Genomic DNA, 20260 nt, shown 5'->3' on the forward strand with positions numbered 1-20260 from the left:
CGGCCCCGAAGACCTCGAACACGTCGCCCAGGAACTCAACGCCCGCCCCCGCAAAACCCTCGCCTGGGACACCCCGGCCGAGCGACTTCGTGATTTACTAATAGCCAGCTGACCACGGGTGTTGCGTCGACCCCCAGAATTCGCCTGGTGGCGTCCCTCTGACGCTATGTGTGCGGGCTGTGGCCTGGCCGCCGCGGTGGCCTATTTAGGTGTGTGGGTGGCGGGTTCAGGGTCCTGGCTGGTGGGCCCTCCGCCTACTGTGGTGGGGTTTTGCGGTTCCTCGTTCCGGTTGCGTTGGGTCGGTCGGGGGTGGCCAACACCTGTTCATGGGCCGGGGGAGCGGGGACGACATGACTTTCGCAGGATCAAGCCTGAACCTTTTCTTGCGGACGCTACTCTTCGACGTCATCGGAGGCCGAATGAGCTCGGTTGTCCTGCCAAAGGTGGTGTGGACATCAACACATACGTCTACTTCTCCAGGGAGTCATACTAAGTTTCCCTCTTCGCGCCCGGGCTGACATATTTTCGCGTGGGTATGGCCCTAATAACTCGGCTCCTGAGTGTGCCCCCGCGCAGTGCCCCGTTGGCATGTGCGTTCGTGAGATGTGGTAGACCGACAACCGCCAAGGGCGGGACCTGGGGGTGGTGTTGGCCTTGGACAGTGTGGAAGTCCGGAGTGTGGTCGGACGCTTCAGTTTGGTGGGCGCCGAACCTGCCTGTGGCCTCGGTAAAACGGCGGATCTTGGGCCTCATTACGCCCCCTACAGCTTTGGCTCCTGCCGTGGCACTGCGGAGGTATTGGCCTTGGGGTGCAGGTGTTTAAGCGGAACCCAACCGGAGACTCGACGCTCTTGCCGGTCGACATCAGTCTTCATAGAATGACACCTCGTTTGACCTTCTCATTGGTGAGAAGGTTGCACCATGGGTAGGTGATTTTCTTATCCGTACAGATTTTCTTATCCCAACCCTGCCCGCCACTTTCCGCGGCTCCAAGGCCTTCAGGCTCTGTCGCCGCAGCAATTCATCCCAAGCACCCGAGCACATACAGCGCAAAGCCAGCCCGACGTTTCCGTCTCCCGGTCGCCTCCGAACGGGCACGCGCAACCGCTCAGCTGATCCAGGCTGTCCACAACGTCTCACTCTTAGGAGATCTTCATGCCAGCGCCTAGTCCAGACGGGCTCGCCACCGACTCACCTGAAATCTCGCCATAGCGCGCAGTCGACGGCACGAACAGTTCGGATTTGCGCACGGAAAGAGGACATTATGAAAAGACAAATGATTATCGGCATGCATCTGGGCAACGGGTACGGCAACCTGCCTGGTGCCTGGCGCGCCCCGGCGGTCGACCCTACGAGCTATACGAGTTTCGACGCGAAGGTTCGGCATGCGCAAGCGGCCGAGCGTGGAAAGCTCCAGTTCCTTTTCCTGCCGGACGGTCCGAGTCACGTCGGCGACATTGAGAATGAACCGCCCAGCTTCAATCTGGATGCCATGGTCTCGTTGGCAGCTGTTGCCCGCGAAACGAGCCGGATTGGCCTTGTCGCCACCGGCTCGACCACCTTCAACGAGCCGTTCAACCTCGCGCGGCAGTTCAAGGCGCTGGACGTCATGAGTCATGGACGGACCGGTTGGAACGCCGTCACATCGAGCGGCGAGGACGTCGCGGCGAATTATGGCCAACGACTGCCGTCCAGTCCCGAACGCTACGGGAGAGCGCATGAGACGGTCCAGCTGGTACAGGCCCTTTGGGGCAGCTGGGGAAACACGGCATGGGTGCACGATAAGGCGACGGGTCGCTTCGCGAACGCCGAGCAGGTCGCTCCCATCAACATGGGCGGCAACTTTGTTGCGTCGCGTGGGCCGCTGTACATTCCTCCCTCCGAACAGGGGCAACCCGTCATCTTCCACGCCGGGGGCAGCCCAAACGCACTCGAACTCGCAGGCCGCTACGCCAGTGGCGTCATCGGCGCGGCTTTCACGATCGACGACGCGCGGGCGCAGCGCGCCGCGTTTCGTGAAGCGGCCGAACGCGCCGGGCGGGACCCGGACGAGGTCGAATTCTTTGCCGGCCTGATGACAACGATCGCGAACGATAGGCGCGAAGGCCTCGATCGCCGAATCACGTTGAGCGGACGAATTTTTCCTCAGCGCGCGTCCTATCTCGGACAGATGCTCGGCCTGCGCCTCGATCTTGCACGGCTTGACGAACCACTATCGGCCGAGCAGTTGTCCACGGCGCGACCATCAGCAGGCGACCCGCGCTCGGGCCATGCACTTAAGATCGCGCGTGAAGGCTGGTCGGTCCGCGACGTGCTCGCGCACGGCGTGATCGATTACCACCCCGTCATCGTCGGACCTGCCGCCGAAGCCGCTGACCACATGCAGGAATGGTTCGAGGCAGACGCTGTTGATGGCTTCTGGGTGTCCCCAGACATATACGAGGATGGGCTGGACGCCTTCGTTGATGGCGTGGTGCCGATCCTCCAGGATCGCGGGTTGTTCCATCGTGAATATGACGGTACTACCCTGCGCGATCATCTTGGCGCTCCGGCCCAATATGGAGTCGATCCGCGAATCACGCGGTGACTTCAAGCCAACATCATCTCGCCGTAGGCGAGCCGCGGTTCGTGACCGACACCGGCAACGACATCGACGGCGGCTACGCCGGGTAAGTAAAAGGAAACATCTTGATCCGACACATCGTTTTATTCCGCGTGATCGAAGGCACGCCAATCGAGCGGGTGCAAGAGGCGATGGATCGCCTGGAAGCACTCGTGGGCGTAATCCCCGGCTTACGCTCTCTGGACGCAGGTTTCGACATTGGCGTCTAGGGAAACTTCGACTTCGGCCTCGTCGCCGAACTCGAAGACCGCGCCGCCCTGGAGGTGTTCTCGACCGATGCCACCCACATGGACGTGGCCATGTATATCCTCGAGTTCCGCAAGAATACCGACATCGCCATCCTCGACCTCGAGATCTGAGCCAATCCGCGGGGGCTTCCGAACCAGCAGTTCGGAAGCCCCCGTCCGACCTCGGCGGATGAGGTGGGTTTCGGATCCCAGCAGTCCTGTGACCGAACACGGCCCGCTGTGTGAGTAGGAAAGTGGGTTTTTCACTGAGAGGTAAATCCGCCGTCGATAACGAGCTCGGTTCCGGTGATGAATTTCGCCTCATCCGACGCAAGGTAGACCATGCCATAGGCGATATCAGAGGCCTCCCCGGCGTGAGGCGGCAAAGGAACGGTTCCAGGGTTGGCCAGCGATTCCTTCGTAAGCCCGTAGCCACGGGTCAGACCGGTGTCGACCGGACCTGGATGCACTGAGTTCACCCGGATGTTGTCCTTGGCAAACCACTGGGCGGTGTGTTTTGTCAGGGAGCGGACTGCCCCCTTCGAAGCGGAGTAGGCCGCGCTGCCGCCGTCCGAGGCGCCGCCGACAATCCCGGCGATCGACGATACGTTCACGATGGAACCGCGGCCGGCGGTCTGCATCGCGGGGATGACACTCTTCATTCCGAGCCAAGGTCCGGTGACATTGATGGCCATCACCTTATTCCAATCCTCAAGTTCAGCATCGAGAACACCCTTCGCCATTGCAAGGCCGGCGTTGTTTATCAGGATGTCGATGGTGCCCCATTCGGCGAGAGCGTCGTCAACTACGTGCTTCCAGTCCTCAGCCGAGGAAACGTCGTGCGTGCGGGCGATTGCCTCGCCGCCGTTCCCGGTGATTTCAGCGACCGCCTGTCGCAGTGCCTCCGCGGAGATGTCCGTGGCGAGTACCCGCGCCCCCTCGGCCACGAAGAGTTTTAGGGCGGAGAGCCCTATTCCGCTGGCTGCACCTGTGATGATGGCGACCTTGCCGGCCAATCGCGGCATATTTATCTTCCTTCTCTGATAGTGGACTCTTCAGCACATGCCATTTGTCGACACAGCTCAGGCTTCTCCGGACCGTTTCCGTGACCGGGTGTAGGCATCCAGCGATACGGCGGCGAGCACGATCACACCGAGGGCCACCTCTTGTGTCGCCTGCGGAAATGCGAGGATGTCGAAGACGTTGTTGATGGTTCCAAAGATCAGGATGCCAACGAGCGTCCGCCACATGGCGCCTTCTCCGCCGAGAAGTGATGTTCCGCCGATGATAACGATCGAGATGGAGTTGAGTGTGACTCCAACGGCCACGCCTGGCTGTCCGACGCCGATGACTGACCCCAGGACGATTCCCGCGAGGGCCGCCAGCATAGCTGTCAGCACGTAGGTACTTGCCCGAAGTGAGACTACGGGCAGTCCGGCCAGCCGTGCGGCTTCGTTGTTGCCGCCGATCGCGTAGATTCCCCTGCCGTAGACGGTCTTGGAAAGTGCGAACCATCCTGCTGCTACGAGGACCGCAAGAAGCCAGACGGAGAGCGGGGCTCCGAGCAAGTCTTCAGCCGACAGGAAATCGTAGCCGCCCGTTGCCATGGAAACCGGTTTGGAGTTCGTGTACAGCAAGGTGAGGCCGCTGAACAACGAGGCGGTTGCGAGAGTCGCGATAAACGCATTCACTTTGGCTTTTGTGATGAGGAGGGCGTTGATCAGGCCGAGGAGGAATCCGATCACCAGCGTGATGAGTATGGCTGGCCCCGCGGGCATCATGTGGGACAGGGTCGCATAGGACACTCCGCCGATAGCCAGCACGGCGGCCACCGAAAGGTCGAAGCCCCCTGCGATGATAATGAACGTCATCCCCACGGCAATGATGCCGACGGGGGCGTTCTGGGTCAGGATGTTGACCAGGTTTCCCAAGTTGAGGAAGCGCGGGTTGAGGATGGTCGCCGCGATGACGAGGATGATGAGCACCCAGACCATCCCGAGGCTTGCTGCTCGCTCCCGCAGGTTGAGCCTCCTGTTTGCCGTCACCCTGGGAGTAACAGTGCTTTCCGGGGTGGTGTCCCGGTCGATGGTGGCGCTCATGCGTGCTCCTTCAATCCAAATGCTGCTTGTAGTACGTCTTCCATGGCGATCTGCTGATCGTCGGTCCGCTCAAGGAACCCCATGCTGCGGCCCTTGGCAATTACGAGCACCCGGTCCGACACCGCCAACACTTCTTCAAGCTCGGACGAGACCATGATCACGGCAACGCCCTCGGCCGCCATCACGCGTAAAGTCTCCAGGAGCTCGCCCTTGGCGCCTACGTCGATGCCGCGTGTGGGCTCGTCCGCGAGGAGGACTCGGGGTCGGTCGTACAACCACCGTGCCATCAGCAACTTCTGCTGATTGCCGCCCGAGAACCTGTCGCTGCGTTCGCCCAACCGGGCTACAGGAAAGTTCAGCCGTGAGGCTGCCTCGGCGACCATCGCACGCAGTTTCCTCCGGCTAATCACTCCGCCGGATGAAGCGGAGCCAAGATTGGCGAGTGCGATGTTATCCGCGGCGCTGCGGAGCAAAACGAGCCCTTCTCCCTTCCGGTCCTCGGGGATCAAGCCGATGCCGAGCTTGCGCGCGGCGCGGACGGTCCGCGGCCAGGGTGACTCCGCGCCCGCCAGCCGAATAGTTCCCCGTGCAGTGTGTTCCGCGCCAGCAATTGCCCGCAGCAATGTCGAGCGGCCAGAACCGACCAGACCCGCGATGCCAAGTATTTCGCCGGGCTTCAGTTCCAGGTCGATATTTTCGATGGCTCCCGGAACGGTGAGCCCAGCCACTTCAAGAACCGTGGGCACGCCCGGCTCGACGGGTCTTGCGTGAATTTCCACTGGTTTGTCCATGAGTACCCGGCCAAGCGTCTGGTCCCCCCGCTGGTCACCGAGCATCGCGCGCACGAGTTCGGCCCGGGTTTTCTCTCCGCGCCTGCTCGTGGTGATGGCTCGGCCGTTCCTAAAGACCGTTATCCAGTCGGCGAGCCGTTCGATCTCGTCGAAGTTGTGGCTCACGATCACGATGGTGACGCCGCGCCTGCGTAATCCTTCGATCGCCCTATACAGGGCTTCCCGTTCCTCGACGGCGAGCGACGCGCTCGGCTCATCGAAGAGGATGACACGCGGATCGATGACCAGGGACCGCATGATCTCGAGCAGCTGCTGCTCTGCCACTGACAGGGAGCCAACGGGAACGCCGGCAGGTATGACCCGGACGTCCAGCTCGACACACAGTTGGACGTAGCGACGACGCATTTCGCGGCTCGAGAGAACTCCGAACCGGGACAGGACGGATCCAAGGAATACGTTTGCTGCCGCATCCAGATGAGGGACGATGGTAAGTTCCTGATAGATTGCGGACACGCCGCTTCGGCGCGCAGCGCGAAGGTTCCCCGGCTCGAGCCGTTCACCGAAGACTTCGACGACACCTCCATCAAAGTCGACGCGCCCGGCGATCGCGCCCAACGCCGTGGACTTGCCGGCTCCGTTCTCACCGATCAGCGCATGTACCGTTCCTTCGTGGATCTCGACGTCCACATCAATCAATGCGCGTGTGGCACCATAGGTCTTCGACACCGCTTTAAGCGCGACGCCGATGGCCGGGTCCGATTGCGAAGGCTCCATTGCCAGTTCTACTTTCTCTATTGGGCTGGGGCGGCGGTCGAGGGAACGTAGCCCCAGCCCAAGGCTGGACGAACTACGGTGCTACCGCAGCTCGGCGGGCAGTTCGGAGATTGTTTCCTTTGTGACCACGAAGGGATTCTTTGCAGTGCCAATGACCGAGTCATCCACAAAACGGGAGCCGGCATCCCCCCGTTGCGCGGCGGCGATGGACTCGAGGTTTGCCTTCATCTGGTTGTAAGGGAAGAGCATTGTGGAGAGCTGGACGTTGCCGGCTTCCAATTGTTGGATCTGGAATTTGCCGAAACCGACGTCCGCAACGTGTATCTTCTCCGAAAGACCGGCTTCTTTTTCAGCCTGGATAATGCCTTGGGTGAGGTCGGGCGAGGACGCAGACAGGATGAGGGTGGTGTCCCGATGGCCCTGCAGGTAGGTCTGGGTCTTGTTATACGCGTCAGTCGTCGTCCAGTCGGTGTAGATCGTGTCAATCGAATAGTTGGTGTTATCGGCTGCGAGCTTTGCCATTGCGGCTTCTGTGACGCGCGTCTGAGTGTTGACGGCCGGGCCAAGAACCGCGAGCACCTTTTGCTTACCCGGGTTGGCCTTCGCTGCGGCCGCCAGCCAGCCGTCGACGTAATCGCGGGTGGTGTTGCTGCCCACGAAGTTCAAGGTGCCCGGGGCCCAGACCTCGTCAACCGACTTGCCGGTGTGATTTGAGCCGTCGTCGCACAGGGGCGAGCCTGATATCGACGTAAGGATATTTGCCTTGGCGAAATCATGGGTGAGGAGCTTGCAGGACATCACGCCGTCGAGGGCCATTGCTACTGCGGCATCGAAGTTTCCGGATGTCATCGCTGTCTGCATTTGGTTGAGCTGCTTGTTCGGGTCGTAGCTTGCGTCAAACAGGGTCATCTCCATACCAAGTTCTTTTGCAGTTTCCTTTGCCGCCCGCTCCTGCTCCTGCCCGAACTCATTGGCCACACCGGGGATAAAGACGGCGACCCTAAGGCCCTGGCCGGTCTTCAGGTTGACTTTCATGTCGTTGCCGACATCGATTGCGACCGTGCCGGCTGGGCCTTGATTGCCTGGGTTAGCGCCGGTGTTTCCAGCGCAACCGGCCAGGGCGAGCAGCACTGCCGTAGATCCCGCAGCCAGCATGGCCCGCGACTTCGTTGTACGCATAATTCTCCTGATTACCTCGTTCCGGCGCCTTAGGCAGCCGGGATGTGATGTGTCGCGGGCTTCTTTGCTTCGCGATCGTGATGTCTAGTGGTGTGCCGACGCAACTGGGGGAGTGACCGCGCCGACGGGGGTAACGTGCCGTGAGAGGGGGCGCCCGCCTCCTGTCGATCCGGGACTACCGCAGTTCGGCGGGAAGCTCGGTGATCGTGTCCTTCGTGACAGTGAAAGGACTCTTCGCAGTGCCGATGACCGAGTCATCGACAAAACGAGGGCCTGCATCCCCGCGTTGAGCCGCAGCAATGGCCTCAAGCGATACCTTTATCCCGTTGTAAGGAAAAAACAGCGTAGAGAACTGGATATTTCCTGCCGCTATCTGTTGGATCGAGAACTCGCCGAAACCCTGGTCCACGATGTGGATCTTGCCAAGAAGGCCGGCGCCTTCTGCAGCTTTGACGATGCCCTGAGAGATATCCGGCGTGTACATGGACAGAATGAGGGTAGTGTCCGCATGGCCCTGTAGGTAGGTCTGGGTCTCGTTAAATGTGCCGGTCGTTGTGTAGTCGGTGTAGATCTTGTCGACCGTGTAGTCAGGGTTGTCCGCCGAGAATTTCGCTAGGGCAACTTCGATGACGCGAGTTTGCGCGGCGACTGCGGGGCCAAGAACAGCAACTACCTTCTGCTTGCCGGGGTTCGCCTTGGCCGCGGCAGCGAACCAGCCGTCGATGTAGGCGCGGGTGTTGTTGCTGCCAACGAAGTTCATGGTGCCCGGCGCCCAGACCTCGTCCACCGATTTGCCGGTCTGATTAATGCCGTACTCGCACAACGGCGTGACATTATCCACCACAAGGATGTTGGCCTTGGGGTAATCCTCGGTGATGGTCTTGCATACCACCGTGCCGTCGAGCGCCTGCACCACGGCGGCGTCGTAGTGGCCTGAGGCTAGCGCCGTCTGCATCTGGTTGAGTTGTTGGCTAGGGTTGTAGCCACCGTCGAATAAGGTCATCTCCATGCCCAGCTGCTTGGCAGTCTCCTTCGCGGCCAGCTCCTGCGCCTGTCCGTAAGCGTTGGCGACACCGGGGATAAAAACGGCGACCTTGAGGTCAGGGCTGGTCTTCAGGTTGACCTTCATGTTTTTGCCGACGTCGATCGCGACAGTGTCGCTGGGGCTCTGGCTGCTGGCGCTTTCAGCACAACCAGTCAGGGCCAGCAGCACCGCGGTCGATCCTGCAGTCCACATGATTCGCGACTTCCTTGTTCGCATTTTTCTCCTTGCGGTTCTTTCGCACGTTCAGAAACGTGCGCCACCTTGGCCTGCCATGCGTCCAGCCGGCGTCGTTGCCGACCGGACGTTAGGGTGACTTGCCGCCAGCTTCTTTGCTTGGCGATCTTGGTGGGTGCAATGGAGACGCTACGTGCGGAGCGGTAAGTACGTCAAGAGGAAACTTGCACTATCTGGTAACTACTATCGTAATATGATGTTAAATCGATTCAATTTGCGCAACAAGTTGCAGTCTAGTGCTGCTGCCGTGGGTCTCCACGACCGTGCATTCAGCCGCGGTTGTCGATCACCTGGAATTTCACCTCCGGGATGCCGCGGCCTCCCATCTGTAGGTCATCCAAACCTCAAACCCTTCAGCTTTGCTGATCAGCCGACGCTGGTTCACGCCGTCGGCCGCAAGCCACAAGATCGTGGCGTCGCCCGTGACCGCGTCGACAGTCCCCGTTCGGACAAATCGACCATATTGTCTTATTTGCACTGTTTCGCCGATGAGGGGAAGCCAGTCATCTTGCTTGTGATAAGTCATTGTTGTGTCCGTTTGGTCGCGTCTTTTTGGGCCGGGGGCCGCGCCGCCAAGAGATCCGGCACGGCGCGGGCAGCCCATGAATGCGGGTTGCTCACGCGCCGGCGAGGCCGGTGAGCAACCCGCGGTTTAGTCGGCGAACTACTCACCGGCCCCGGCGACAGGGCTCGCCTCCGGGAGGCACGCCGCCTGGAGCAGCTTCCGGGCCTTCTAGTGACTGGCAGCATGAACCTTCGTGGGATCGGTCTCTGTGTCGACTGCATGCAGGTCGGTGATGCGCTTGGGTGCCAGTACCGCCCAGACGATGACGAAGACAGCGATGACCACGGCCGAGGCGATGTAGATGCCGGCGAACGTTGCCTGGGGAATGAATCCGTCGGAGCCGGGAACCAACACGTTCAGGATAATTGCGACGGCTATCATCGCTCCGACGAACTGGATGATGTTTTGCATGCCAACGGTCACCGCCATGTTGTCCTGGCGGCCAGCAGCCGCAACGAGGGTGTATCCGGTGGTCAGGCAGCTGAGGATCGTGAGCGCGTACAGGAACACCCACAACCAGGACAGCCACATCTGGCCCTGGGCCAGGGCCAGTCCGAGGAAGACGAGGACGGCAGCGGATCCGGAAATGACCAGGACGGTCTTCGGTCCCAGGCGCCGAAGACCCCACCGGGTCCAGAGGTACCCCAGTGCCGCCCCGGGAATCATAGCGAGCAGTACGAACGAGGAGGCCAGGGCGGAAAGGCCGTGGCCGTAGCCGGAAGAATCCGGGGTCTGCAGCCATGCCGGCAGTACGATAAAGATGCCTTGGCCAACCAGGCTGATCAGGAGAATTCCGGAGTATCCGATAAGCGTCTGGCGGATATCCATGTTGCGGAATGACACCAGGGGCTCCTGGGTGCGTCGCTGCTGAATGATCCAAGCAGCCAATGTCATTGCGCTGACCAAGAATGCCCCGAGCACCAGCGGTGAGGTCCAGCTTTGGCCGGGCCCTTCAGCAATTCCGACCAGGAGTGCCGTGACCCACACGCCGAGCCCCAGCGCACCGAACCAGTCCAGCTGCACCACAGCGCGGGCGGCAACGGGCGTCTCAGGTGAGATCAGCGCGAGGATCAGCATGACCCCGTACAAGGCGAAGGTCACCCAGAAGACGGTCTCCCAGGGCAGACCCAGTCCAACGATGAGGCCGCCGGCAATTAGTGCGAGCGGTGTGAGGACTGCCATCACTGTCGAAAGCACCAGCGAGACCAGGCGGATTTGCCGGGCCGTCGCGCGTGGACGCAGGAGCCCCCAGCTCAGCGGAATCGTGACCGCGAGGCCCATGAGGAATCGGCCCGCGACCAGAGGCCAGAAACCGTTGGCGGTTGCACCCAGGGCGCATCCCACCAGTGCCAGGACGATCAGCGCGATGAGAACTTTGCGATGCCCGAAGATGTCACCCATTCGGGCGGTCAGGCTGACCGAGATCACGCTGCCCATCATGAGCGCGTTAAGGACCCAACCGATTTCCGAGCCCGTCAGGCCTGATTCAGTCGCGATCACTCCGATGAGTGGAGCGAGGATTCCGTACTGGATGTCGAGCGTTATGCCGCTCAGCAGGAGCAGGGCAATTATCGGTGTGCTTCGGCCGGTGCGGGACTCGACCGCTATTGTTTGTGTCATCTTTGACTACCTTTTGTTTTACCCAGCAGCCGCTGGGGTCGTTGCTGACGGCGGAGAGCAAGTGCATGAGATCGGAGGGACCCGGCGCGCATCGTTGGTTCGATGTGCCGACGACGTCGACGCCATACGTTGTGTTCCGCGGAAGAATCCGGCTTCTTTGCCGGGCTTGTGCAGGCTTCAACGTTAAGTTGGGTCGACTCCAGCGCGGCACGGCATTCGACGCCGTTCACATGGGAATGTACGCCAAGGTGCGTTAGGGTCAGGAGGGCGCGGGGGCAGGCTTAGGCTCTGGATTTGACGTTGGCTTTGTAGTGGGAAGCTTCCCTGTAGGCCGACGGTGGCATCCCCTTCCACCTTTTAAAGGCGATGGTGAAGCTGGCGGGCTCTGTATAGCCAAGTTTGCGGGATATCCGCGCTACCGAAAGATCCGTATTCGAAAGCAAATCGGCGGCGAGGTCACTCAAGGCCTTGTCCCGGAGCTGGGCGAAGTCATCCCCAGTGAGTTCGAGCTTGCGTTGCAGGGTCCGGGGGGAAACCCGAAGTGTTGCGGCCACATTTGCCAGTTTGCGGTTGAGCTCGGGGGCAGCCCTTATGGTTTTCGCGACAGTGTCGGCCCAGTCTCCGGTCGCCCTGAGAGTGTCCACAATCTGGGTATCCGCTTTGATCCATGCCGCGTGCTGAAAGGCGTTACCGAAGGGAAGTTCCTGTGCTGACGTAGCGGGGTCCCACCATAGCCGCAGCGTGTCGGCGCCGCAGTCGATGCTGCAAGGGACGTTTGCCGAAAGTTCGGGGGAAGCTTCTGCGAGAGGAAATTCGATCCGGGTGAAGGGAAAGGGGCTGCCGTAGAGCCAGGTGAAATTCCGGGCAATGAAACAAAGGTCGCGGTAAACGCTGAACGGGACCAATTCTTCCGGGGCATCGGGGTAGGTGAACTCCATCCCAGTTACTGCGCCGTCCGGTGTCCTCAGTGACGCCAGCTCGAACAGGGCAGGGCCGTAGTCCGTGGTACTTGCAACGTCTACCCACGCCTCAATGGTCGGCGCAGTAGCCAGCGCCAATCCTCTCACCCCGAAGGAGCCCAGTGAATAAGCACGCGCGGCCCGCACCCAGAGATCGACACGATCTTCTGTGAGACCAACGAACTGAAGCTGGAAGGCCAGCTCCTTCCTCGCAGGAATAGTGCCTCCCGGCCGATTCACCGCATCGGGATCTATTTCCGCATTCGCCAGCGCAGTCTGCCAATCCAGGTCCGCATCCTCAAGCAGTCCACGCAATATGTGAACGCTGAAGTTTGCTACCCGCAGGTTCTGATAGGTTCCGCCTTTCACCCTTGCCACCTTCTGCCGCAGGCATAGCGGAGCGCCTCAGTAAGTTCAGGACCGGTTCGGGGATGCATCGCTCTCCTCGTCTTTGTGGAGGGACAGGCCCCTGCTCGAAAGCGCGTCGGCAAATCCGAGTATCAGAAGGCTCGTGCAGTACGGCAGTATCTTTGCACCCCCAGCGGGCCATCAACACACAAGAAGTCACGTTTGGCGCAGTTTCCCATCTACTTGGCGTCCCTTGTCATGCCGGTCCAGCGCGGCAGGCTCTTAACGTTGAAGCTAAACAAGGCTCCGCAGTGGAGCCGAAACAACGCAAAAAAGGAGAGGGAACGAGATGACACGCGAAGAAGCCTTCACACTTTGCCCTTCCGACTCCTACGTGGAGCTCTACGGCAACCAGTGGCTCATCGTTCCGTTTGCACCGGTCGCGCAACCGCAGTTCTTTGTCTGCACACCGGGCCAACGCATTGCCCAAGCACGGTAATTGACCCTGCGTTCGCAGCTTTGGCCGCAAGGCCTATGGGGATCTTTCATCTTGTGGTTGAGTGAAGCATGGCTGCCCCGATTGAGGATTATGCGCTGCTTTCGGATCTCCACACCGGACCCCTGGTTTCCCGGCAGGGCAGCGTGGACTGGCTCTGCTTCCCGCGTTTTGACTCGCCCTCTGTCTTTGCCTCCCTGCTCGGGCATGAAGACCATGGCCGGTGGCTGTTAGCCCCGAGTTCGCCGAAGGCCGTCGTAGTGGATCGTCACTATGTGGGCTCGACCTTCGTACTGCAAACGACGTGGCAGGCCAATTCGGGCAAGGTGATGGTGACGGACTTCATGCCAGTAGGTGGCGCCCAGCCATCACTCGTCCGCCGGGTCACCGGACTCAGCGGGACAGTCCCCATGCATCACGAGATAAGGATTCGGCCCCAGTACGCCACCGTCCTGCCTTGGGTGAGCAGGATCCGCGACAGCGCAGACCCCGAAGCGGAAATACTTCTCGCCATGTCTGGTCCGGACGCTCTGTCTTTGCGGGGCGCCCCTCTTCCGCAGGCCGAAGACCACCGGCACGCGGGGGAGTTCACGGTTCAGCAGGGACGGAATGTGGACTTCTACCTAACATGGTTCCCTTCTTACCAGGACGTGCCGCCGGCCATCAACATTGACGCAGCCCTGGACGACGCCATCCACTACTGGACCACATGGGCAGGCAATTGCCGCTACGACGGGCCCTACCAGAGTGGCGTCAAGCGTTCACTTCTGGTCTTACGTGCCTTAACCCACTATGAGACGGGCGGCATTGTTGCTGCTCCTACCACTTCCCTGCCCGAGGAGTTTGGCGGACCACGCAACTGGGACTACCGCTACTGTTGGCTGCGCGATGCATCCTTGACGCTCGAAGCCATGTTGACGCACGGCTACGAATCCGAAGCCCTGAAATGGCGGAATTGGCTTCTGCGTGCGCTCGCAGGTGACCCGGAAAAACTGCAAATAATGTACGGCGTAGGGGGCGAACGCGACCTGACGGAAAAGGAACTCCCGCACCTGCCTGGCTACCAGGACGCCAAACCCGTTCGAATCGGGAACGCGGCCGTCTTCCAGCATCAGGCCGATGTTGTGGGGGAGGTGATGGTGGTACTGGAGCGGCTGCGCCTGGCCGGGGGCAAGGAGGACCATTTCTCCTGGGCCCTGCAGCGCGCCCTCCTGGGATCAGTGGACAAACACTTCGAAGACAAGGACCTGGGATTGTGGGAAATGCGGGGCGATCCGCAGTATTTCACGCACTCCCGGGTCATGATGTGGGCGGCGTATGACAGCGGCGTACGTGCTGTCCGGGACCACGGACTGCCTGGGCCGCTCGGGCACTGGGAGCGGCATCGGGATCGGTTGGCCGCAGAGATTTCGGATCTCGGATTCAACCGTGACCTTAATTCCTTCACCCAGACATACGGTGGCGAGGAGACGGACGCGGCCCTGCTGGTCTTGCCGCAGGTCGGCTTCCTCGCCTACAACGATGAGCGGATGCTGGGAACAGTCGCCCAGCTGGAGAAGGAGCTACTCACTCCTGAGGGTCTGCTGATGCGCTACCGCACCGAGACCGGCGTCGACGGATTGGCGCCGGGGGAGCATCCCTTCCTTGCCTGCTCCTTCTGGCTGGTGGAACAGTACGCACGCTCAGGCAGGCGGGAAGACGCCAAGAAGCTGATGGGCGCCCTGGTCGGACTTTGCAATGACCTCGGACTGCTCAGCGAAGAATATTCCATGAACGAAAAACGGATGGCCGGAAACTTTCCACAAGCCTTCTCCCACCTTGCCCTGATACGCGCCGCAGACGCCATGCACAGCGAGGGCGCCTAAGCCGTGGAACTTGTGTTGTTCTTATACAGGGAAGCTTCCCTGTAGGCCGTTGGTGGCATCCCATTCCACCGTTTGAAGGCGATGGTAAAGCTCGTTGGGTCTGTGTAGCCCAGCGTGCGGGATATCCGTGCTACAGAGTGATCCGTTTTGGCCAGCAGATCGGCGGCGAGGTCACGCAAGGCTTTGTCCCGGAGCTGGGCAAAGTCGTCACCGGTTAGTTCGAGCTTGCGTTGTAAGGTGCGGGGGGAGACCCGCAGTGTTGCGGCAACATTTGCCAGTTTGCGGTTGAGCTCGGGTGCGGCCCTAATGATCTTCATGACAGTGTCGGGCCAGTCGCCGGTTGCCCTGAGATCGTCAAGAATCTGGTGATCCGCTTTGAGCCATGCTTCGTGCTGGAAGGCGTTACCGAAGGGGAGTTCGTGGACCGATGTTTCGGGATCCCACCAGAGCCGCAGTGCATCGGATCCGGAGTCGATGGCGCACGGGACGAAGGGGAAAATCTCAGGGGAGGCTTCTGTGAGAGGGAATTCGACCTGGGTGAAGGGGAAAGAGCTGCCGTACATCCATGTAAAAGTTCGGGCAATGACGCAGAAATCGCGGTAGACGCTGAACGGGATGAGCTCTGCAGGGGTGTCGGGGTAGGTGAACTCCATACCGGTCACCGTGTCATCCAACGTCCGGAGAGGCCTGATTTCCATCAGGCCGGGGGCGTAGTCTGTTGAGCTGCCGGCTTCTACCCAGGCCGCAATGGTCGGTGCGGTAGCGAGGGCCAATCCGCGAATACCGAAGGAGCCCAGGGTGTAGGACTGTGCGGCCTTCACCCAGAGATCGACGCGATCTTTTGTGAGAGCGACGAACTGCAGTTGGAAGGCCAACTCCTTCTTCGCAGGAATAGTGCCTCCCGGGCGGTCGATAGCGTCGGGGGCGATTTCTGCGCTTCTGAGCGCAGTTTGCCAATCAAGATCCGCGTCCTTCAACACTGCGCAGAGTCCGTGAACACTGAAGTTGGGTAACCGCAGATTCTGGTAAGAGCTTAGTTTCACTGCTGCCCCCTTTCACCGTTGACGAAGAGGCGCTCCAGCGTTTCAGGGTTCCAAGCCAAGGGGCCGCAGCAGCCCAACATGTGAAGCACGTCACCAGCTTTGCATCCCACGCCATGTATTTACAAGTGGCCCTGGCATGACGCAGTTTCCCATCTGTTTGGCATGTCTTGCCATGCCACTTACCTCACCTGCGCACCTAACGTTGAAGCCCTGAGCAAGGGCCGGCAGTGAAGCCGGCGCACTGATATCAAAGGAGATCCGGTGAGCTTATCCATCACCCAAAGCCTTGAACCGGCAATCACTGCCGACGAATTCAAGGCCGCCTTCCGCAACCATCCCGGTGGTGTCGCTGTCATCACGGCTGATGCGGGCAACGGGCCGGTCGGCCTGACAGCAACGTCTGTCATTTCGGCCAGTGCCGAACCTGCGATCCTGGCATTCTCAGTATCGGAACTTTCGTCCAGCACTCCGACCATTCTCGGCGCAGACACCGTCGTTGTGCATCTACTGAGTGCTGAACAAGTGGACATTGCCAAACTCTGCGCCACCAGCGGGATCGACCGCTTTGCTGACACCTCTCTCTGGTCGCGCCTGGCGACGGGCGAGCCCTACTTTGTCCAAGCCCAGGCCTGGATCCGGGGCAGGATCATCAACTCGATGGCCGCCGGCGGTTCGTCCATAGTGGCCGTCGAGGCACTTCAAGCGTCGCCGGCGCTGTCGGGTGACGCGGCACCAGGAAGTCCGCTTGTCTACCACAACCGGCGCTGGCACACCCTTGGGGACGCATCCCAGATCTGAACCGGGACCTGCCGGTCATAAGAAATCCAACCCGTTCAACACCAATTTAGATTCTTCCCGAAAGGACGGCGATTATGAGCATCGCATCCAACGAAACTTCCACCGACCACCTTGTTGACCGCGACTTTGTCGCGGATTACACAGTCGAGCGTGACAAGAGCCCGATGGTCGGCGGCGACAACGCTTTCAAGGTCGCGATCTTCGGGGCGAACGTCTCGACCGGGCAAGGCGGCCTGAACTTCGCGGACAACTCGATCAAGCTTGGCAACTGGGGCGAGGTGCAGCATCTTGCGCAGAAGGCGGACCGGTACGGAGTGGACGGATTCATCCCCATCGCACGCTGGCAGGGACTCGCAGGTCCCGACCGCCCCTGGGGCCGTCAGTTCGAGACGTTCACCTGGGCGGCAGGACTCGCCGCAGTGACGCAGAACATTCAGATCATCGCAACATGCAACGTGCAGTTCATGAACCCCGTGATGGGCGCGAAGATGGTAACCACCATTGACCACATCAGCGGCGGCCGCATGGGGCTCAACGTAACAGCTGGCTACTTCAAGCCCGAGTACGACATCTTCGGCGTGGAGCTCCCCGAGCACGACGTACGCTACGAACTCGCCGACGAGTGGATTGAGATCGCCGAGCGCCTGTGGGCGAACGAGGAGCAGCAGTTCGACTTCGACGGCAAATTCTTCAATCTGAAGGGTGCGCAAGCGTACCCGAAGCCCGTGCAATCCCCCCGCCCGATGGTGATGAGCGCCGGTTCAAGCCCCGCAGGGCAGGAGTTCGCGTTCAAGCACGCAAACGTCCTGTTCGCGTCGGTTGCCAGTGTCGAGCACAGCGGCGAGCTCACTCCGAAGATTCGGCAGAAGGCTGACGCAGCCGGTCGCGAAGACCTCGGCCTGTGGGCGGGCGCGCACATCATCGTCAAGGACACCGAGAAGGAGGCACGCGCCTACGCCGACTACGTGACAGAGAGCACCGACTGGGAGAGCGCGCTTCGCTATCGCGAGATCATCCGCACCGGCACCCAGAGCTTCAACTGGGATGAGTACAAGCAATCCGAGGACTACAAGCGTGACGAGTCCGTGAGGGCCTTTGGCCGCGCGGCACTCATGCCGATCACGGGTACGCCCGAGATGGTCGTCGAGGAGCTGCAGAAGTTGCAGGCATCGGGCATCACGGGCATCTGCACCGGCCTCGTCGACTATGACGAGGGCCTCGACCGGCTGAACGAGCAGATCTTCCCGCTGATGCGCGAGGCGGGCCTGCGCGCCTGACGACGAAGCGTCCATCCACGAAGGAGTGAACACAGATGACTTTTCCTGATCCCAAAAAATTCCAACTCGTCGTCGCGGGACCGAACGAGTCCGGCCAAGCCGACTTCCTCGATGTCGGCCCGGGCGCCGAGTTCGACTTCCCCGGCGTGGCAGCGGGTGCCTTTTACTGGGCTGTAGACGGGGGCCACAGCAAAACGAACATCGGTTCCCCGCCAAGCAAGGTCGCCCTCGCGGGACCCAATGGATCCACCTTCGGTATCAGCAGCTTCCCCGCGCACTCTTCCGGGGAGGTGGACGCGGCGACGCTGGACGAAAGCATGAGCGCCACCGACGACGACGGCGACGCCGGAATGCACGCGAGCGACACCATCGACTATGAGGTGGTCATCTCGGGCAAAGTGGACCTGGTACTCCCCGGGGGAAAGAAGCGCACGCTTGTTCCGGGAGACCTGCTCGTCATGGCCGGCGTGCCCCATGCCTGGAAGAATCCGTACGACGAGGACTGCGTCTACGTCGTGGTCACTGTCGGTTTCAACACCCCTGAGGTCGCATCATGAGTCTGACCTCACCCGGCAAGGCGCTGCGTGCCGTCTTCGACAGTCCCCGGACGGCACTGGTGCCGTTCGGCGCCCTGCCGCTCCACGCACAGATGGCGCAGCACGCGGGCTTCGACGCGTTCCAGCTCTCCGGCGGCATGTCCGCCTGGTGGCAGGGTGTCTCTGACACGGGATGGCTCACCCTGACCGAGGTGGTTGAGCATGCAAAGCGCACTGCCCGCGCCGCTGACATTCCCATCTATTGCGACGCCGATACTGGCTTCGGTGCGCCAATCAACGTGCAGCGCACCGTGTCCGAGTTCATTGACGCCGGCGTCGCCGGAATCCACATTGAGGATCAGCGGGAGCCCAAGAAATCAGGCGGTGTAGCCGGGATCGAATTGGTTTCGGACGCCGAGGCTATCGGACGACTGAACGCCGCCGTCGATGCCCGCGACAAATTGGACAGCGACTTCGTGATCGTTGCCCGAACCGACGGCTATGGTGCCGCTGGCGGTGGCGTGGACGAGGCAATCCGCCGCGCGCAGCTCTACAAGGCCGAGACCGGTGCGGACGTCATCTTCTACGAGGGATTCCATACGTGGGAGCAGGCCGAACTCGCGCTGAAGGAGACACCCGGGCCTGCCTACGCCGTCGGGGTTCCGCTGATCGGCCGTAAGACCGTCGCCGAGATGACGACGATCGGCCAAGCGATTCAGCCTGTGGCTTTCGTGCTTCCGGGAGTCAAAGAGGTTTGGCGCTTGCTCATGCAGGTCAAGGAATCAGGCGAGGCCACACCCATCGGCGAGTACATCGACCACTTGAATGATGATCCCGACAGCATCGGTTGGGGCGCAATGTTCGGCCGTCCCCTGACCGACTACGTGCGTGAAACCGAGGACAGGTTCCTCCCGCAAGAATCGCACCGCAACTATGACAACAACGTGCATGTTGGAGAGAGCTACTAATGAATGTGGAGCGATTGATGATGAAGGACAAAGCCGGACTCGTCACCGGCGCGGGCTCAGGCATTGGCCGGGCAGGTGCTCTGGCGTTCGCAAAGAATGGCGCGCGCGTATTGGTGTCCGATATTGATGAGGCATCCGGGCGGGAAACGGTGGAGATCATCACGGAATCTGGTGGAGAGGCTGTCTTCTTCCAATGCGATGTCAGCGATGAGGAGCAGGTCAAAGGTCTCGTCGACGCGACGGTGTCGAACTTCGGGAAGCTGGACTTCGCTTTCAACAATGCGGGGATGAACGGTGTCTTCGCACCTATCGGGGAGACTGACAGCGCCACCTGGGATCGGGTCATGAAGGTGAACTTGTACAGCACCTTCTACTGCCTGAAGCACGAAGTCAACTCGATGCTGAAGACCGGAGGCGGCGCGATCGTCAACACTGCTTCTGCTGCGGGCCTTGTCGGAATCGCCAACAACGCCCCTTACACCGCCTCGAAATTCGGTGTCGTCGGGATGACAAGGAACGCGGCGATGGACTACGGCCCCTTGGGCATCCGTATCAACGCTCTCACCCCGGGGTCGACGACGAGTCCCATGATGAAGAACGCTTTCGAGCAGAACCCGCCCGAATTCCGGGAAAGGATCCTGTCGGCGATTCCGATGCGCGGGCTGGCTGAACCTGAGGATCAGGCAGACGCGGTTGTGTGGCTCTGCTCGGACCAATCACGCATGGTTACCGGAATCTCCCTGGCGGTCGACGGCGGCTGGCTGGCTGGAAAGTAAGTGGCAACGCCTTCCGGATTCAAAAGAAATGGAGTAC

17 protein-coding genes are annotated in these 20260 nt (G+C 60.8%); 9 read left to right on the plus strand and 8 right to left on the minus strand.

Annotated elements, in window-relative coordinates; translation table 11 throughout:
- The first annotated feature begins 1264 nt into the window (after positions 1-1264).
- Entirely contained in the window at positions 1265-2587 is a 1323-nt protein-coding gene (locus tag AB4Z38_RS19555; protein WP_441431238.1) for an NtaA/DmoA family FMN-dependent monooxygenase, read from the plus strand.
- A 101-nt stretch (positions 2588-2688) separates the two neighbouring features.
- Positions 2689-2832: a Dabb family protein gene (locus AB4Z38_RS19560; RefSeq protein WP_441431239.1), complete on the plus strand. Its 144-nt coding sequence runs from the start codon at positions 2689-2691 to the stop codon at positions 2830-2832.
- Positions 2833-3113: 281 nt separating this feature from the next.
- Here the strand turns inward: AB4Z38_RS19560 and AB4Z38_RS19565 are convergent, their stop codons facing one another.
- The 7 genes from AB4Z38_RS19565 to AB4Z38_RS19595 form a co-directional block, all read right to left on the minus strand.
- Positions 3114-3875, minus strand: a complete 762-nt coding sequence (locus AB4Z38_RS19565) for an SDR family NAD(P)-dependent oxidoreductase (protein WP_441431240.1) — start codon at positions 3873-3875, stop codon at positions 3114-3116.
- Positions 3876-3932: 57 nt separating this feature from the next.
- Positions 3933-4949 (minus strand): ABC transporter permease, encoded by a 1017-nt coding sequence (locus AB4Z38_RS19570; RefSeq protein WP_441431241.1) that lies wholly within the window; start codon positions 4947-4949, stop codon positions 3933-3935.
- The gene (locus AB4Z38_RS19575; RefSeq protein ID WP_441431242.1) at positions 4946-6514 is read right to left on the minus strand and encodes a sugar ABC transporter ATP-binding protein; all 1569 of its coding nucleotides are present in this window, start codon (positions 6512-6514) and stop codon (positions 4946-4948) included. Before AB4Z38_RS19575 ends, AB4Z38_RS19570 begins: the two co-directional genes overlap by 4 nt.
- Before the next feature lie 81 nt (positions 6515-6595).
- A complete protein-coding gene (locus AB4Z38_RS19580) occupies positions 6596-7693 on the minus strand; it encodes a sugar ABC transporter substrate-binding protein (RefSeq protein ID WP_441431243.1) in 1098 nt (365 codons plus the stop codon).
- A 175-nt stretch (positions 7694-7868) separates the two neighbouring features.
- A complete protein-coding gene (locus AB4Z38_RS19585; RefSeq protein ID WP_441431244.1) occupies positions 7869-8930 on the minus strand; it encodes a sugar ABC transporter substrate-binding protein in 1062 nt (353 codons plus the stop codon).
- Between the two features lie 775 nt (positions 8931-9705).
- Positions 9706-11157, minus strand: a complete 1452-nt coding sequence (locus tag AB4Z38_RS19590) for an MFS transporter (protein WP_441431245.1) — start codon at positions 11155-11157, stop codon at positions 9706-9708.
- 281 nt (positions 11158-11438) lie between these two features.
- A complete protein-coding gene (locus AB4Z38_RS19595) occupies positions 11439-12485 on the minus strand; it encodes a helix-turn-helix domain-containing protein (RefSeq protein ID WP_441431246.1) in 1047 nt (348 codons plus the stop codon).
- Between the two features lie 328 nt (positions 12486-12813).
- On the opposite strand from AB4Z38_RS19595, the gene AB4Z38_RS19600 reads away from it, so the two are divergent.
- Both AB4Z38_RS19600 and AB4Z38_RS19605 read left to right on the plus strand, forming a co-directional pair.
- Positions 12814-12963 (plus strand): hypothetical protein, encoded by a 150-nt coding sequence (locus tag AB4Z38_RS19600; RefSeq protein ID WP_441431247.1) that lies wholly within the window; start codon positions 12814-12816, stop codon positions 12961-12963.
- A gap of 68 nt (positions 12964-13031) precedes the next feature.
- On the plus strand, positions 13032-14825 hold the full coding sequence (locus AB4Z38_RS19605; protein WP_441431248.1) for a glycoside hydrolase family 15 protein: 1794 nt from the start codon (positions 13032-13034) through the stop codon (positions 14823-14825).
- Here AB4Z38_RS19605 and AB4Z38_RS19610 read toward each other — a convergent pair.
- Positions 14822-15868 (minus strand): helix-turn-helix domain-containing protein, encoded by a 1047-nt coding sequence (locus AB4Z38_RS19610; RefSeq protein ID WP_441431249.1) that lies wholly within the window; start codon positions 15866-15868, stop codon positions 14822-14824. The genes AB4Z38_RS19605 and AB4Z38_RS19610 overlap by 4 nt on opposite strands.
- Positions 15869-16129: 261 nt before the next feature.
- Here AB4Z38_RS19610 and AB4Z38_RS19615 point away from each other — a divergent pair, with 261 nt between their 5' ends.
- The 5 genes from AB4Z38_RS19615 to AB4Z38_RS19635 all read left to right on the plus strand — a co-directional run bounded on the left by AB4Z38_RS19615 (position 16130) and on the right by AB4Z38_RS19635 (position 20223).
- Complete coding sequence (locus tag AB4Z38_RS19615; protein ID WP_441431250.1) at positions 16130-16666, plus strand: flavin reductase family protein; 537 nt, start codon at positions 16130-16132, stop codon at positions 16664-16666.
- A gap of 74 nt (positions 16667-16740) precedes the next feature.
- Positions 16741-17943, plus strand: coding sequence for an LLM class flavin-dependent oxidoreductase (locus AB4Z38_RS19620; RefSeq protein ID WP_441431251.1), 1203 nt, complete (start codon positions 16741-16743; stop codon positions 17941-17943).
- A gap of 35 nt (positions 17944-17978) precedes the next feature.
- Positions 17979-18500, plus strand: a complete 522-nt coding sequence (locus AB4Z38_RS19625) for a cupin domain-containing protein (protein ID WP_441431252.1) — start codon at positions 17979-17981, stop codon at positions 18498-18500.
- A complete protein-coding gene (locus AB4Z38_RS19630; RefSeq protein WP_441431253.1) occupies positions 18497-19447 on the plus strand; it encodes an isocitrate lyase/PEP mutase family protein in 951 nt (316 codons plus the stop codon). The genes AB4Z38_RS19625 and AB4Z38_RS19630 overlap by 4 nt, the downstream gene beginning before the upstream one ends.
- Before the next feature lie 17 nt (positions 19448-19464).
- On the plus strand, positions 19465-20223 hold the full coding sequence (locus AB4Z38_RS19635) for an SDR family NAD(P)-dependent oxidoreductase (RefSeq protein WP_441431254.1): 759 nt from the start codon (positions 19465-19467) through the stop codon (positions 20221-20223).
- The last annotated feature ends 37 nt before the right edge of the window (positions 20224-20260 follow it).

This window comes from Arthrobacter sp. 2RAF6, assembly GCF_052115205.1.
In the GTDB taxonomy this organism is placed as follows: domain Bacteria; phylum Actinomycetota; class Actinomycetes; order Actinomycetales; family Micrococcaceae; genus Arthrobacter.